Source organism: Kitasatospora sp. NPDC056327, from assembly GCF_042261735.1.
In the GTDB taxonomy this organism is placed as follows: domain Bacteria; phylum Actinomycetota; class Actinomycetes; order Streptomycetales; family Streptomycetaceae; genus Kitasatospora.
This window is the reverse complement of record NZ_JBHJRC010000084.1, coordinates 14912-29083: the sequence shown is the minus strand read 5'-3', so window position 1 is coordinate 29083 and position 14172 is coordinate 14912. Positions and strand designations below refer to the sequence as shown.

Sequence of the window (14172 nt, the reverse complement as noted above, 5' to 3'; positions counted from 1 at the left end):
CCCCCGGACGCGCGAGGGCGTCCGGGGGCGGCGGACCGGGGCGGTGCGCACCGGTGCCGTGCGGCCCGCACCGTTGCCGTGCGGACCGGTGCGGGAGCGGGCCGCTCAGTGGGTGCGGCGCAGCAGCGAGATCCGCGAGCGGGTGAGCAGCGTGGCCAGCACCACCGCGAGCAGCGGCAGCAGGATCACGGTGCCGCCGATGTTGGCCCACGGGAAGACCAGGGCCTCCTTGGCCACCTTCTCCTGGAGGCTCATCCCGGGGTAGGCCGCCGACACCGCCTCGACCTTGCGCAGGGCCACCGCGGGCACGACCCCTGCGACGGCGCCGAGCAGGGCGCCCATCGCGGCGATCACGCCGCACTGGAAGCCGGAGAGGGTCCGCCGGACCCCCGGGGCGGCGCCGACCGCGGCGAGGGTGGTCAGGTCCCGCTGGGAGTCGGCGGCGGCGAGGCCGGTGGCGATGCCGGCCGCGCCGAGCGCGACCAGGCCGGCGAAGACGGTCAGGCCGAGGGTGACGAGTTCGTTCTCGGACTCGTAGCCGCGTTCGACCTCGAAGGTGACACCGTCGGACAGCTTGGCGAGGCCGGCGCGGGCCTTCTGCTCGGCGCCCTCGCCGGGCGCGGACGCGGGCAGCCAGACCGATCCGGCGTCGCTGGTGACGAAGCCGAGGCGGCGGGCGGTCTCGGGGCTGAGGACGGCGTCGCCTCCGGGGTTGACCGGCGGGGCGAGGAGGAACGCCTCGACGCTGACGTGCTGGACGCGCGCCTCCTGGTCCGCGGCGCTGACCACCTCGTCGGGTGCGGGCATCATCTCGATGTCGATCGTGATCCTGCCGTCCTTGACGAGGCGCTCGTCGAAGACCACGGCCTTGCCGGCCGCGAGCGCCTGCGCGCCGGCCGGGTCGTCGCTCCCGTAGAGGTTGCGCAGCAGCCTGGCGTCGCCGGCCTGGACGTCACCGAAGCGGCTGCCCCGGACGATCTCCGTCTGCCGGCAGCGCGGGTCCTCGGCGACGATCCGCTCGCGCTCGGACTGGGTGAGCTTCTCCGCTCCCCTGCCGTCGGCCGGGCAGCGGCGCTCCTCGGGCACGGCGACCCTGACGTAGCCGCAGCCGCCGGCCCGGGGGCTCCCGCAGTCGCCGGGGAAACCGACCCGCTGCACGTCGGCGCGCTCGCCGAGCCCGGGGATGCTGTCCTGCACGGCGCCGCGCATCCGGGGCAGCATCGAGCCGTCGGACGCGGCGCCCCAGCCGTTGGCCACGAGGACCGCGTTGGCCGGGCCGACGGCCGTGTACTGCAGTCGCAGCTCCTCGTCGGTGCTGGCGCCGTAGACGCCGACGGCGACGGAGCCGGCCACGGCGGCCATCACGGCGGCGACGGCGGGCGCGGTGCGGCCGCGGTGGCGCACGGAGTCGCGCAGGGCGAGGCGGGGGCCGAGCGGCAGCCAGCGGCCGAGCCGGCCGAAGAGGCCGACCAGGTAGGGGGTGAGGGCGACCATGCCGAGTTCGGCGACCGCCGATCCGCCCAGGACGGCGACGGCGCGGCCGCCGAAGCGGCCGGTGGCTCCGAGCAGGGCGAGGGCGGTGCCGGCACCGAGCATGAGGAGGCCGAGCAGGGCGAGCCTGCGGCTGGGCGGCTTGAGGGTGTCACGGCCGGTCAGCGCTGCGACGACGTCCTGCCGGGAGGCCTGGACCGCCGGGACGACGGCCGCGAGCAGGCCGGTGACCAGGCCGATGAGCATGATGGCGAGCAGGTCGAGCGGCTGGAGGTCGAGGTGGCCGAACCGCTCGCCGCCGAGTTCCTCGGTCCTGGTGCGCAGCAGGGCGACGATGCCGATGCCGCCGGCGAGGCCGACCGCGGCGCCGGTGATGCCGAGGACGACGCCGCCGCCGAGGACGACGGCCCGCACCTGCGCGCGGTCGCCGCCGCCGGCGGCGAGCAGACCGAGCTGCCGGCGGGAGCGCCGGGCTCCGACGGCGAAGGCGGGGCCGGCGAGCAGGACGATCTCCAGCAGCGCCATGCCCATCACGGTGGCGCCGACGACGACGGCCCTGCGGTCGAGGAAGGCCGTCCGGGTGCCGCCGCCGCCCTCGCTGTCCTCCTTGACGTAGAACGGCACCTGGGAGCGGGCGGGCGGGTCGAGGAACACGGCCCGGGAGGCGACGGTGAACCCGTACTTGTTGAGTTCGAGGACCTTGGACCAGGTCATGGACCCGCCGTCGGGGAGCTTGACCTCCCAGCGGTAGCCCTCGCCGGCGGCGTAGCGGCCCTTCCAGTCCTCGCTGCCGGGCCGCTTGCTGAGCGGCTCGATCAGCGTGCCCGGCCGGCCGATGACGGTGACGGCGCGCAGGTTGCCGGGGTACTCCGCGACGCCGGTGATGGTGAAGGGGGTGGCTTCGAGGCCGCGCGGGGCGGTCCGGTCGCCGATCCGCAGGCCGGAGGTGTCGAGGAACTCCTGGGTGACGGCGACCTCGTGGCCGGCCCCCGGGGTGCGGCCCTTGACGATGTTCACGCGTCCGCGCCAGACCGGGTCGGTGAGGTCCATCTCGCTGATCTGGGCGTTGGCGAGGCCTTCCGCGGTGGTGACGGCCACGTAGGGGCCCTGCCGCACCGGCACGAGGACGGCACCGGGCAGGAGCTGCCCGGCGAGCACCGCGGGGTCGGTGTCGAGGCTGCGCCGCTGCTCGGGGGTGCGGACGGCCTCGGTGCCGGCCGGCTTGTCGTCGGCGGGGTTCTCGATCCGGAAGTCGTCCTCCGGGTCCGGGGTCTGCAGGACGGTGGAGCCGCGTTCGAGCATCCGGAGTTCCGCGGCGGACTGGCCCATGACGCGCACGGCCTTCTCGCCGGGGTCGAGTTCGGCGCTGCGGAAGACGACGTCGGCGCCGGCGACGCCGAGGACGGGCAGCGCGACCATCGCGATCACCAGGGCGCTGCGGCCCTTGGCGCGCAGGGCGTCGCGGCGGGCGATGCGCAGGGCGACCCGCCAGGAACCGGGCTTCACTCCCCCACCGGACCCTTCGCGTTGGCGGCGGCCGCGACGAGCAGGCTGCCGGCGTCCTGGCTGGCGCTCTCGTCGACCATGCGGCCGTCGCGGAGGAAGACGACGCGGTCGGCCCAGGCGGCGTGCCGGGCCTCGTGGGTGACCATCATGGCGGCGGCGCCGGCGTCGCAGCGGGCGCGCAGGACGGCGAGGACGGCCTCGCCGGTGGTGGAGTCGAGGGCGCCGGTGGGTTCGTCGGCGAGGACGAGGCGGCGGTCGCCGATGAGGGCGCGGGCGATGGCGACGCGCTGCTGCTGGCCGCCGGACATGTCGTCGGGGAAGCGGTCGGCGAGTTCGGGGATGCCGAGTTCCTCCAGTGCAGCGAGGGCCTCGCGGCGGGCGGCGCGGCCGGAGACGCCGTCGAGCTCGCGCGGCAGCGAGATGTTCTCGGCGGCGGTGAGGGCCGGTATCAGGTTGTAGTCCTGGAAGACGTAGCCGACGGAGCGGCGCCGGATCTCGGCGAGCCTCTTGCGGGTGAGGCCGCCGAGGGCGGTCCCCTCGACGAGGACCTGGCCGCCGCTCGGGGTGTCGAGGCCGCCCGCGAGGGTCAGCAGGGTGGACTTGCCGGAGCCGGAGGGCCCCATGACGGCGACGAACTCCCCGGGGTGGACCTTGAGGTCGACGCCGCGGAGGGCCTGCACCTCGGCGGCGCCCTGGCCGTGGACCCGGGTGACGTTGTCCAGGTGCAGGACGGCGGCTGCGCCGTTCCCGCTCGGACCGGTGTGGGACACGTTTCCCCCTGCTGGGTGGGGCCCGTCGCGAGGTGGCGCGGGCGGGCCGTGGTTCGTTTGCTGTGGCGGGCCCCGCGGGCCCGCGGGGCGGGGGTCGCTCAGACCTTGGTGCGGCGGCCGAACCGGGTGGGCGCGGGCGCGCCGTCCCGTTCCCCGGCGGCGGCGCGGGCCTGTTCGACCTCGGCGTGCTGGGCGAGCCGGGTCTCGCAGTGGTCGAGCCAGCGGACCTCGGCCTCGGTCTGGAAGATGAGCTGTTCCAGGACGAGCAGCCAGGCGAGGTCGGCGGCGGGCTGCGCGGCGGCGCCGGGCCGGCCCTCGCCCGCGAGCGCGCGGGCCTTGAGGCGGGTGTAGTCCTGGAGGGCCTTGATGCTGTGCCGGCGCTGGCCCTGGACGACGGCGGGCACGTCGACGCCGGGGACGGTGACGGCCATCGCGAGCTTGATGGCGAGTTCGTCGCGCGGCGGGTTGGTGCGCGGCACCGGGGTGTCGAACCAGGTGCGCAGTTCGGCGCGGCCGGCCTCGGTGGCGGCGTAGAACTGGTGGCCCTCGTCGTCCTCCCCGGCGGGTTCGACGAGTCCGTCGCGTTCCAGACGGGACAGGGTGGTGTAGACCTGGCCGACGTTCAGCGGCCAGGTGGCGCCGGTGCGCGCCTCGAACTCGGTTCTCAGCTGGTAGCCGTAGCTCGGCCCCTGGTCGAGCAGGGCGAGCAGGCCGTGGCGGATGGACATACCGAGTATGTATACCGGGTATGCCCATCGGGTCAAACCGTGACGGCCCGAAGGGGCAGCCGGACGGGAACGGGCCGCCCCGGTTCCCCGGCGGGCCGGCACCCGCGCCCGGTAACGTCGGGTCCCGTGAGCCAGTTGCGCATCGCCACCTTCAATCTGCTGCACGGTCAGCCGCTGACGCCCGAGGGCGCCCCGCGGCCCTTCCCGGCCGACCCCGGAGGGCCGCTGGCGCAGGCGGTGGCCGCGCTGGACGCCGACGTCCTGGCGCTCCAGGAGGTGGACCGCCACCAGGCCCGCTCCGGGGGCACCGACCAGGCCGCCGTCGCCGCCGCCGCGATGGGCGCCGCCGACTGGCGCTTCGCCGCCGCCCTGCACGGCCGGCCCGCGCCGGTGGCGGGCTGGCTGCCGGAGCCCTCGGCGCCCGCCGGGATCCGGGTGTACGGGCCGGCCCACGCCGCCGACGGCGGACCGCCCGCCTACGGCACCGCGCTGCTGACCCGGCTGCCGGTGCGGCACTGGCGGGCCCGGCGGTTCGCCCCGGCGCCGTTCGGGCTGCCGCTGCGGGTGGCCGGGCGGCGCGGGCTGACCCCGGTTCCGGACGAGCCGCGGGCCGCGCTGGCGGCGGTGCTGGAGGGCGACCGGGGGCCGTTCACCGTCGTGGCGGCGCACCTGTCGTTCGTGCCGGGCTGGAACATGGCGCAGCTGGCGGCGATCCGCCGGTGGATCGCCGACCTGCCACAGCCGTACCTGGTGCTGGGCGACTTCAACCTGGTGGGCGCGGTCCCGCGCACGGTGCTGGGCGGGGCGAGCGCGCTGGAGCGCTCGGCCCCGCGGGTGCGGGTGCGCGAGCTGCGGCAGGCCCGGCGCGCCCGCCCGGCGCTGCTGGAGCCGCGCCGGCGGCGGGTGCGGGAGCCGCGGGCGCGGCTGGCGGGCTGGGCCGACCTGGCCCGGACGCCGACCTATCCGGCGCACCGGCCCACCGTGCAGTTCGACCACGTACTGGCGGTGGGGGTGCCCCGGGAGGCGGTGGGCCCGGCGTCCGCGCCGCACACCGGGGTGTCGGACCACCGTCCGCTGGTGGTCCGGGTGTCGTTGTAGGGGACGCGGGGGACTCCCGGGCAGCAGCGGACACCCGGTCGGCGGCGGACACCGGGCGCCCGGCAGCGGCGCCGGCCGGAACGGCCACCGCCCGGCTCACTGCCGGGACAGGTGGCCGTTCTGCTGGGGGACGTGCGCGGTGAGCGTGGCGGGCGCCCGGTCGGGAGCGGCGGGGACGGTCACGGTGGCGGTGGCGGCCGGCGGGAGTGCGGCGGCCGGGGGCGGCTCGTACTGCAGGAGCAGCATGGCCGCGTCGTCGCCGAGCTGGCGCCCGACGTGGCGCACCACGTCCTCGTGCAGCCTGCGCAGCACGTCGACGGGGCCGCCGCCGGCGGCGCAGCGCGGGAGGCGTTCGGCGAGCGGGTAGAAGACGCCGGCCCGGTCGCGGGCCTCGATGACGCCGTCGGTGAAGAGCAGGACGCGGTCACCGGGGCGCAGCGGCACCCGGTGGACCGGGGGGCGGACGTCGGCGGGGTCCAGGACACCGAGCGGGGGCACCGTCTCGGCGAGTTCGAGCGGGCGGACGGCCTCGGTGCCGCGCAGCAGCAGCGGGGCGGGGTGGCCGCAGTTGACGATCTCGGCGGTGCCGTCGGGGCGCACGCCGATGAGGACGAGGGTGACGAACTCCTCCTCCACGCCGGGGTGGTCGTTCTCGTGCAGAGCCCGGTCGAGGCTGTCGGCGAGCCAGCCGGCGACCTTGTCGAGGGCGGCCTCCTGGTGGGCGGCCTCCCGGAAGGCGCCGAGCACGGCGGCGGCGGTCTCGACGGCCCCGAGGCCCTTGCCGCGCACGTCGCCGACGACGGCGCGCACGCCGTGCCGGGTGTTGACGACCTCGTAGAGGTCGCCGCCGATGCGGGCGTGGGCGGCGGCGGCCGCGTAGTGGACGGCGGCGCGCACGGTGCCGACCCGGTCGGGGACCGGGCGCAGCAGGACGCGGCGGGCGATCGAGGCGACGAGCTGGGCGTCCGCCAGGAGGCGTTCCTGGCGGAGCCTCAGGGTGGCGCTGACCCAGCCGATCGCGGCGACCAGGACGATGGCGAAGACGGTGGCGCTGTGCACGGACTCGCCGAGCACGTCGTTGTGGACGGCCATGAGGAACGCGGCGGCCTCGGTGAGGGCGCCGATGGCGAGGGGGTACCAGGTGCGCCGGCTGACCACGGCGGCCAGCGCGGGGACGGCGGTGAGTGCCGGTTCGACGGTCACCGCGGCGTCGGTGAAGTAGTCGAGGACGACGACCAGCGCCATGCCGATGAACGGCAGCGACAGTGCCGTCCTCGGCCAGGTGCCGGTCGCGCCGGGTGAGGTTCCCGGGGTCGGCCCGGCGAACCGTTCTCTGATCCATCCGGTCGCGCTCAACTTCGGTTCTCCAGCAGAAGACGCCGATGCCCTGGGGCACCTGCGGTGATGACTGAGGGTTAGGGAATGCGGGCCTCGCTGGCGGCCGGAGCTCGGGGGTTGACCGGTTACCGACCCCACAATATGCGCGAAACGTGCACTACGCACAGGTTTCGCCCGATGCCGTGATGACTTGAATGCTCTGCGTGACTCATTCTTCACTGTTCCCGATCAGGAGCCGTTCCAACTCTTTTCGGCCGGGAAGTCCTGCGGGTTGTTCGATCCGGCCACTGCGGACGTACAGGAAGGAGGCCGTGACCTGCTCCGGCGGGACGCCGCACTGTTCGGCCCAGGCCAGCCGGTAGACGGCGAGTTGGAGCGGATCCGCGGTCTCCTCGCGGTGCGTCTTCCAGTCCACCACTTCGTAGCGTGACGCGCCGCCGAATTCTGACCCGTCGTCACCGGAGCGGTAGACCGCGTCGATCCGGCCGCGCACCACCCGGCCCGCCAGCACCAGGTGGAACGGCGCCTCGACGCGCAGCGGCTCCCGGTCGGCGTACGGGGTGCGCAGGAACGCCTCCTTGAGGCGCTCCAGGTCCTGCTCGTCCTCGATGCCGTCGTCGTCGGCGCCGGGCAGCGCCCCCGGGCCGATCAGCATCAACGGTTCGATCCGGGACTGCACCCAGGCGTGGAAGCGGGTGCCGCGCCGGGCCGCGGGCTGCGGCGGGCGGGGCATCGGCCGGGCCAGGTCGTGCGCGAAGCCGTCCGGGTCGGCGGCCAGGCGCAGCAGCTGGGTGGCGGAGAGCGAGGCGGGCAGCGGCACCTCCCGGACCCGGCTGCGGGAGCGTTCGAGCTCGCCGAGCAGCGCCGTCAGGTCGCGGTCCCAGGACTCCACGAGCCGGCGGTCCTCGGCGCCCATCGGCTCGGGTCCGGGGGCGGGCTCCCCCGCGAGCCGGCGGTGGACGACCTCGGCGACCCGGCGGCGGGCCTGCTGGGCGGCCGGGTCCAGCGGCAGCGGCCAGGGGCGTTCGACGGGGGCGGCGAGCGCCGGGTTCTCCTCGCCCTCGGCGGGCGGGTCGCTCCAGACGTCGATCGCGCCGTTGCCGGGCCGCTCGGCGTGCTCGCGCAGCTGCTCCAGGAAGTCGGACGGGCCGCGCGGGGACTTCTGGCTGGGCCCCCACCAGTGCCCCGAGGCGAGCAGGAGGGCCCGGGGGCGGGTGAACGCGACGTAGCCCAGGCGCAGTTCCTCGGTGGCCGAGTGGTCGGCGAGGGCGGTCCGGAACTCCTTGACGGCCTTGGCGTTCCAGCCGCCCCGCACGTCGGGCAGGGTGGCGGCGTCGCCGCGCAGGGCGTGCGGCAGGACGCGCTTGGTGCTGGTCCAGCGCTCGCGCGGGGAGGAGGACGGGAAGGCGCCCCTGACCAGGCCGGGGACGGCGACGACGTCCCACTCCAGACCCTTGGACTTGTGCGCGGTGAGGACCTTCACGGTGTCCTCGCCGCCGGGCAGGCCGGCGTCCAGGCCGCGGTCGTGCTCCTGGGCGGCGCGCAGGAAGCCGAGGAAGGCGGCCAGGCCGGGGTCTCCGTCGAGGTCGGCGAAGGAGGCGGCGACGTCGAGGAAGGCGTGCAGGGTCTCCCGGCGGCGGGCGGCCAGCGCCTGCGGGGAGGCGGCGAGTTCGACCTCCAGGCCGGTGACGGCGAGGACCCGGTGCAGCACGTCCATCAGCGGCTCGGCGAGCGAGCGGCGCAGCTCGCGCAGCTCGCGGGCGAGCCGGGCGAAGCGGACCCGGGCCTCGGCGGAGAACGCGAGGTCCTGCGAATCGTCGGCGTCCAGGAAGGTCTCCAGGGCGTCGGCGAGCGAGACGACCTCGGTGGGGTCGGTCCCGGCGACGGCGGCGGCGAGCGGCTCGACGCCCTCGGGGCGCTCGGTGCGGACGAGTTCGGCGGCGCGCCGGCCCAGCAGGGCGAGGTCGCGCGGGCCGATCCGCCAGCGCGGGCCGATCAGCAGCCGGACCAGGGCGGCGTTGGCGGTCGGGTCCTGGAGCACCTCGCAGACCGCGACCAGGTCGGCGACCTCGGGCAGGTGGAGCAGCCCGCCGAGGCCGACCACCTCGACCGGCACCTCCCGGGCGACGAGGGCGGCCTGCACGTCGGGGAAGGCCGCGCCGCCCCGGCACAGCACCGCGATCCGCCCGGGGGCGGTGCCGGTGCGCACCAGGTGGGCGATCTCGTCGGCCAGCCAGTCGATCTCCTCGGCGTGGGTGGGCAGCAGCGCGGCCCGCACCAGGCCGTCGGTCTCGGCGCCGGGGGCGGGGCGCAGCGCCTCGACGCCCTCGTGCATGGCGCGCAGCGGGGCGGCCAGCGTGTTGGCGAAGGCGAGCAGCCGGCCGCCGCTGCGGCGGTTCTCGCTGAGCGCGTACCGGCCGGCGGGGGTGCCGTCGGCGTTGGGGAAGTGCCGGGGGAAGTCGTCGAGGTTGGCGACGGAGGCGCCGCGCCAGCCGTAGATGGCCTGACAGGGGTCGCCGACGGCGGTGACGGGGTGGCCCGGGGCGGCGCTCCGGCCGGTCGCCGGGTGCTCGCCGCCCGGCCCGGGGCCGGCGGCCTGTTCGGGGCCGGCGCCGAAGAGGCCGGCGAGCATCAGGCGCTGGGCGACGGAGGTGTCCTGGTACTCGTCGAGCAGCACCACCCGGTACTGGTCGCGCAGCAGGGCACCGACCTCGGGCCGCTGCTGGGCGAGCCGGGCGGCGGCGGCGATCTGGTCGCCGAAGTCCATCAGGCCGGCGGAGCTCTTGCGCCGCCGGTAGTCCTCGACCAGGCGCAGCAGTTCCAGCCGGGCGCGGGCGGTGGCGGGGACGGCCCGCAGGTCCTCGTTGGTGAGTCGGACGCCGGCGAGGGCGTCGAGCAGGTCCTCGTCGAAGGCGCGCAGGGCGGCGGGGTCGACGAGGTGCTCGGCGAGTTCGCCGTCGAGGGCGGTGAGGTCGGCGACGAGGTTGGCGAAGGTGCCGGTGAGGGCGGGGAAGGGGCCGCGGGCGGTGCGCAGCACCTTGGCGGCGAGCTGGAAGCGGGTGGCGTCGGCGAGCAGCCGCACGTCGGGTTCGATGCCGATGCGCAGGCCGTGCTCCTTGAGGAGGCGGCCGGCGAAGGCGTGGTAGGTGGAGATCTCGGGCTCGCCGAGCGCCTCGCCGCCGGGGTCGGCGGCCCCCCGCTCCCCGAAGGCGGGTTCGCCGACGCCGCCGAGCCGCAGGGCGGCGCGGACCCGTTCGGCGAGCTCGCCGGCGGCCTTGTTGGTGAAGGTGAGACCGAGGACCTGCTCGGGGCGGACGGCACCGGAGCCGACCAGCCAGACGACCCGGGCGGCCATCACGGTGGTCTTGCCGGAGCCGGCGCCGGCCACGATGACGGCCGGCCGCAGGGGGGCGCCGATGGCCGCCATCTGCTCCGGGTTGAAGGGGATGCCCAGCAGTTCCTTGAGCTGGTCGGGATGGCTGAGCACGGCGGTCACCACGCAACGGTAACGGGGGGCGCCGACAGCCCGGGCGCCGCTGTGGCGACGGCCACGTGTTGCGTGCGCTACCCGGGCCGCCGCGGCCCGGCCCCCGGCCGGCTACTCCACCAGCTGGGCGCCGTCGCGCTGGGCGGAGCAGCTGCGGCGGAAGGAGCAGCGGTCGCAGGCGCTGCCGGTCTGCGGGACGAAGCGTTCGGCGAGGATCCGCCCGGCGGCGTCGGCGAGCAGGTTCTCGATCCACGGGGCGCCCTCGGGCGGGTCCTGCCGCTGGACCTTGGGCGCTTCGGGGACGGCCTTGTCGGGCTTGCGCAGCTGGACGAGTTCGGCGCCGCCGGAGCCGGGGCCGGCCTCGTCGAAGCCGGGCAGCCCGTTGAGGGCGCCGGAGCGGACGGCGAGCTGGTAGACGGCGAGCTGCTTGTGCTCGGGCAGGGACCGGTCGGTGGGCGTCTGCTTGCCGGTCTTGAAGTCGACGACGTAGGCGCGCCCGGCCTCGTCCTTCTCGACCCGGTCCATCGAGCCGCGGATCCGCACCTGGACGCCGCCGGCGTCGAGGGTGACGTCGAAGCCGTGCTCGGTGGCGACCAGGTCGCGGCCGCGCGCCATCACGTGCCAGGTGAGGAAGCGTTCGAGGGCGGCGCGGGCCTCGGTCTTCTCCTGGTGGGACTTCCAGGGAGCGTCGAAGGCCAGCGCGTCCCAGACCGTGTCCAGCCGCTCCATGAGGACGGCGAGGTCGGCGGGGGTCCGCCCGGAGCCGACCTCGTCGGCGAGGGCGTGCACGACGTTGCCGAAGCCCTGTGCGGCGGAGGAGGTGCCCCGGGCCCTGACCTCCTTGTCGAGGAACCACTGGAGCGAGCAGCTCTCCAGCTGTTCCAGGCCGCTGCCGGAGAGCCGGACCGGCAGCGCGGCGTCGCGCAGCGGGTCGGCGGCGGCGGTCGGGTCGTCCAGTCCCCACCAGGCCTCGGGGCGGGCGGCGGGCACCAGCGGACGGCCCTCGTCGTCGGTGGCGAGGGCGAGGACCGCGAGCCGTTCGGCGGCGGCGCGGCGCAGTTCGGGCGCGCGGGCGGGGTCGACGGTGACCGCGCGCAGCTCGGCGACCAGCGCGGGCACGGCGAGCGGACGGCGCGGGCGGTGGGTGACGTCCTCGACGGTGACCGGCGGGGTGCGGCGCAGCACCCGACCGGTCGCGGGGTCGACGTCCTCCCGGTAGAGCTCGCGCAGGAAGCGGGACGGCTGGTCGCCGTCGTCGGCGGGGGCCTTGACGGCGGTGACGACGAGCCGGTCCCTGGCGCGGGTCGCGGCGACGTAGAAGAGGCGGCGCTCCTCGGCGAGCAGGGCGGCGGGGGTGAGCGGTTCGGCGAGGCCGTCGCGGCCGATCCGGTCGGCCTCCAGGAGGGAGCCGCGGCGGCGCAGGTCGGGCCAGAGCCCGTCCTGGACGCCGGCGACGACGACGAGCCGCCACTCCAGGCCCTTGGCGCGGTGGGCGGTCATCAGCCGGACGGCCTCGGGGCGGACGGTGCGCACGGTGAGGGTGTCCGCGGCGATGTCCTGGGCCTCCAGCTCGGCGAGCAGGTCGAGGGCGCCGCGGTGACCGGTGACCTGCTCCTCGGCACGGGCGGCGGTCTCGAACAGGGCGCAGACGGCGTCCAGGTCGCGGTCGGCGTTGCGGCCGGCCGCGCCGCCGCGCAGGGCGGCCCGCTCCAGGCGTTCGCGCCAGCGGCGGGAGCCGTCCCACAGCTGCCACAGGGCGTCCTCGGCGGTGCAGCCGCCGGCCAGGGCCTCGCGGACCTTGCGCAGCAGGGTGCCGAGGTCGTGGGCGCGGCGGGCGTAGGGGGTGTCGAGGACGGCGAGGCGCTCGGGTTCGGCGAGGGCCTCGCGGACGAGATCGCCGGCCGGGCGGGGCACGGCGGCGGGGCCCGGGTCCCCGGTGCGCACCGGGGCGTCCCCGGCGGCCTCCCCGACGGCCTCCGCGGCGGCGTCGCGGGACCGTTCGGCGGCCCGGGCGCGCAGGGCGGCGCGTTCCTCCTCGCGCAGGGTGCGGCCGAGGCGGCGCAGGTCGGCGCCGTCGAGGCCGCCGAGCGGGCCGGTGAGCAGGGCGTGCGCGAGGTCGGTGGTGAGCGGGTCGGGCGTGCCCGGGCGCCCGGCCCCCGGACCGCCGCGGCCGTCGCCGTCGGGCCCCTCGCCCTCGGCACCGTCGCCGTGGGGGCCCCCGCCGTCGGCACCGTCGCCGTGGGGACCGTCGTCGTCGGGGTCGTCATCCCGCCGGTCGCGCACGGCCTGCTCGGCGCAGACCCGCAGGGCGGTCAGCAGCTGGGCGACGGCCGGCTCCTCGCGCAGCGGCAGGTCGTCGCCGTCGATCTCCAGCGGGACGCCGGCCGCGCCGAGCGCCCGCCGCACCCCGGGGATGGACCGGGCGCCGGCCCGGACCAGCACGGCCATCTCGCCCCACGGCACACCGTCCTCCAGGTGGGCGCGGCGCAGCAGGTCGGCGATCGAGTCCAGTTCGGCGCCGGGGGTGGGGTAGGTGCGGACCTCGACCCGGCCGCCCTCGCGGGCGGGCAGCGGGGCGCGGTGCTGGGCGAGCTTGTCGGCCGGCAGCCGGCCCATCGGCATCCGGCGGGTGAGTTCGCGGGCGGCGGCGAGCAGCACCGCGCCGGAGCGCCGGGACACCCGCAGCACCTTGACGTCGGCGGGGCGGCCGTCGGTGTGCCGGAAGGTCTGCGGGAACTCCAGGATGCCGTTGATGTCGGCGCCGCGGAACGCGTAGATCGACTGGTCGGGGTCGCCGACGGCGACGAGTTCGCGCCCGCCGCCGGCCAGCCGGCGCAGCAGCCGGACCTGGGCGGGGTCGGTGTCCTGGTACTCGTCGACGAAGACCGCGTCGTAGCGCTCCCGCAGGCCCCGTTCGACCTCGGGGCGTTCGGCGAGCAGCACGGCGCGGTGCACCAGCTCGGCGTAGTCGAGGACGCCGCGCAGGTCGAGGACGTCCAGGTAGTCGGCGAGGAAGTGCGCGGCGGCGGCCCAGTCGGGGCGCCGGACGCCCTCGGCGAAGCGGGCCAGCTCGTCCTCGCCGAGGCCGAGCTCGCGGCTGCGGGCGAGCACCGCGCGGACCTCGTCGGCGAAGCCGCGGGTGGTGAGGCAGGCGCGCAGGTCCAGCGGCCAGGCGATCCGGGAGCGACCGCGCCGGGCGTCCTCGGCACCGCCGGCGAGCAGCTCGCGGACCATCACGTCCTGCTCGGGGCCGGAGAGCAGTCGCAGCGGCTCGGCGTAGTCGGCCGGGTCCTGGTGGGCGCGGAGCAGGGCGTAGCAGAAGGAGTGGAAGGTGGTGGCCTGCGGGGCGGCGGCGCGGGAGCCGGCGGCGGTGGCGGACAGCCGCCCGGCCATCCGGTCGCGCAGTTCCATGGCGGCCTTGCGGCTGAAGGTGAGGACCAGGATCCGCTCGGGGTCGGCGCCCTCCTCGATCCGCCGGGCGACGGCCTCGACGAGGGTCGTGGTCTTGCCCGTGCCCGGCCCGGCGAGCACCAGCAGCGGGCCGCCCGTGTGCTCGGCCACGGCGCGCTGGTACGCGTCGAGCTCGGGCGGGACGGGCGGCACGAGGGGGCTGCGCACCAGACGGTAGGGGGAGCTCACGGATGTCCTGGGGGTCGTGCTCGGGCAACTGCGGACGGGCCCGCCGAGGGGCCCGCCGTATCGAGCCTACGATCCTGCCCCGTCATTCCCGTCCGCGCACGGGGTTCCGCGCAAT

Annotated in this window: 7 protein-coding genes; 1 reads left to right on the top strand and 6 read right to left on the bottom strand. The window is 76.6% G+C overall.

What is annotated here, in order from left to right; translation table 11 throughout:
- Positions 1 to 105 precede the first annotated feature (105 nt).
- From ACFCX4_RS15015 to ACFCX4_RS15005, 3 genes are all read right to left on the bottom strand, one after another.
- Positions 106 to 2997 carry an FtsX-like permease family protein gene (locus tag ACFCX4_RS15015; protein ID WP_376142384.1) on the bottom strand — a complete coding sequence of 964 codons (2892 nt, stop codon included), beginning with the start codon at positions 2995 to 2997 and terminating at the stop codon, positions 106 to 108.
- Positions 2994 to 3767: an ABC transporter ATP-binding protein gene (locus ACFCX4_RS15010; protein ID WP_376142382.1), complete on the bottom strand. Its 774-nt coding sequence runs from the start codon at positions 3765 to 3767 to the stop codon at positions 2994 to 2996. The genes ACFCX4_RS15015 and ACFCX4_RS15010 overlap by 4 nt, the downstream gene beginning before the upstream one ends.
- Positions 3768 to 3865: 98 nt before the next feature.
- Complete coding sequence (locus tag ACFCX4_RS15005) at positions 3866 to 4495, bottom strand: PadR family transcriptional regulator (protein WP_376142381.1); 630 nt, start codon at positions 4493 to 4495, stop codon at positions 3866 to 3868.
- Between the two features lie 126 nt (positions 4496 to 4621).
- On the opposite strand from ACFCX4_RS15005, the gene ACFCX4_RS15000 reads away from it, so the two are divergent.
- Positions 4622 to 5593 carry an endonuclease/exonuclease/phosphatase family protein gene (locus ACFCX4_RS15000; protein WP_376142379.1) on the top strand — a complete coding sequence of 324 codons (972 nt, stop codon included), beginning with the start codon at positions 4622 to 4624 and terminating at the stop codon, positions 5591 to 5593.
- A gap of 96 nt (positions 5594 to 5689) precedes the next feature.
- On the opposite strand, the gene ACFCX4_RS14995 is transcribed toward ACFCX4_RS15000, so the two are convergent.
- The 3 genes from ACFCX4_RS14995 to ACFCX4_RS14985 all read right to left on the bottom strand — a co-directional run bounded on the left by ACFCX4_RS14995 (position 5690) and on the right by ACFCX4_RS14985 (position 14057).
- A complete protein-coding gene (locus tag ACFCX4_RS14995) occupies positions 5690 to 6949 on the bottom strand; it encodes a PP2C family protein-serine/threonine phosphatase (RefSeq protein ID WP_376142378.1) in 1260 nt (419 codons plus the stop codon).
- 190 nt (positions 6950 to 7139) lie between these two features.
- Positions 7140 to 10427, bottom strand: coding sequence for a UvrD-helicase domain-containing protein (locus ACFCX4_RS14990; protein WP_376142376.1), 3288 nt, complete (start codon positions 10425 to 10427; stop codon positions 7140 to 7142).
- A 102-nt stretch (positions 10428 to 10529) separates the two neighbouring features.
- A complete protein-coding gene (locus tag ACFCX4_RS14985) occupies positions 10530 to 14057 on the bottom strand; it encodes an ATP-dependent helicase (RefSeq protein ID WP_376142374.1) in 3528 nt (1175 codons plus the stop codon).
- Between the last annotated feature and the right edge of the window lie 115 nt (positions 14058 to 14172).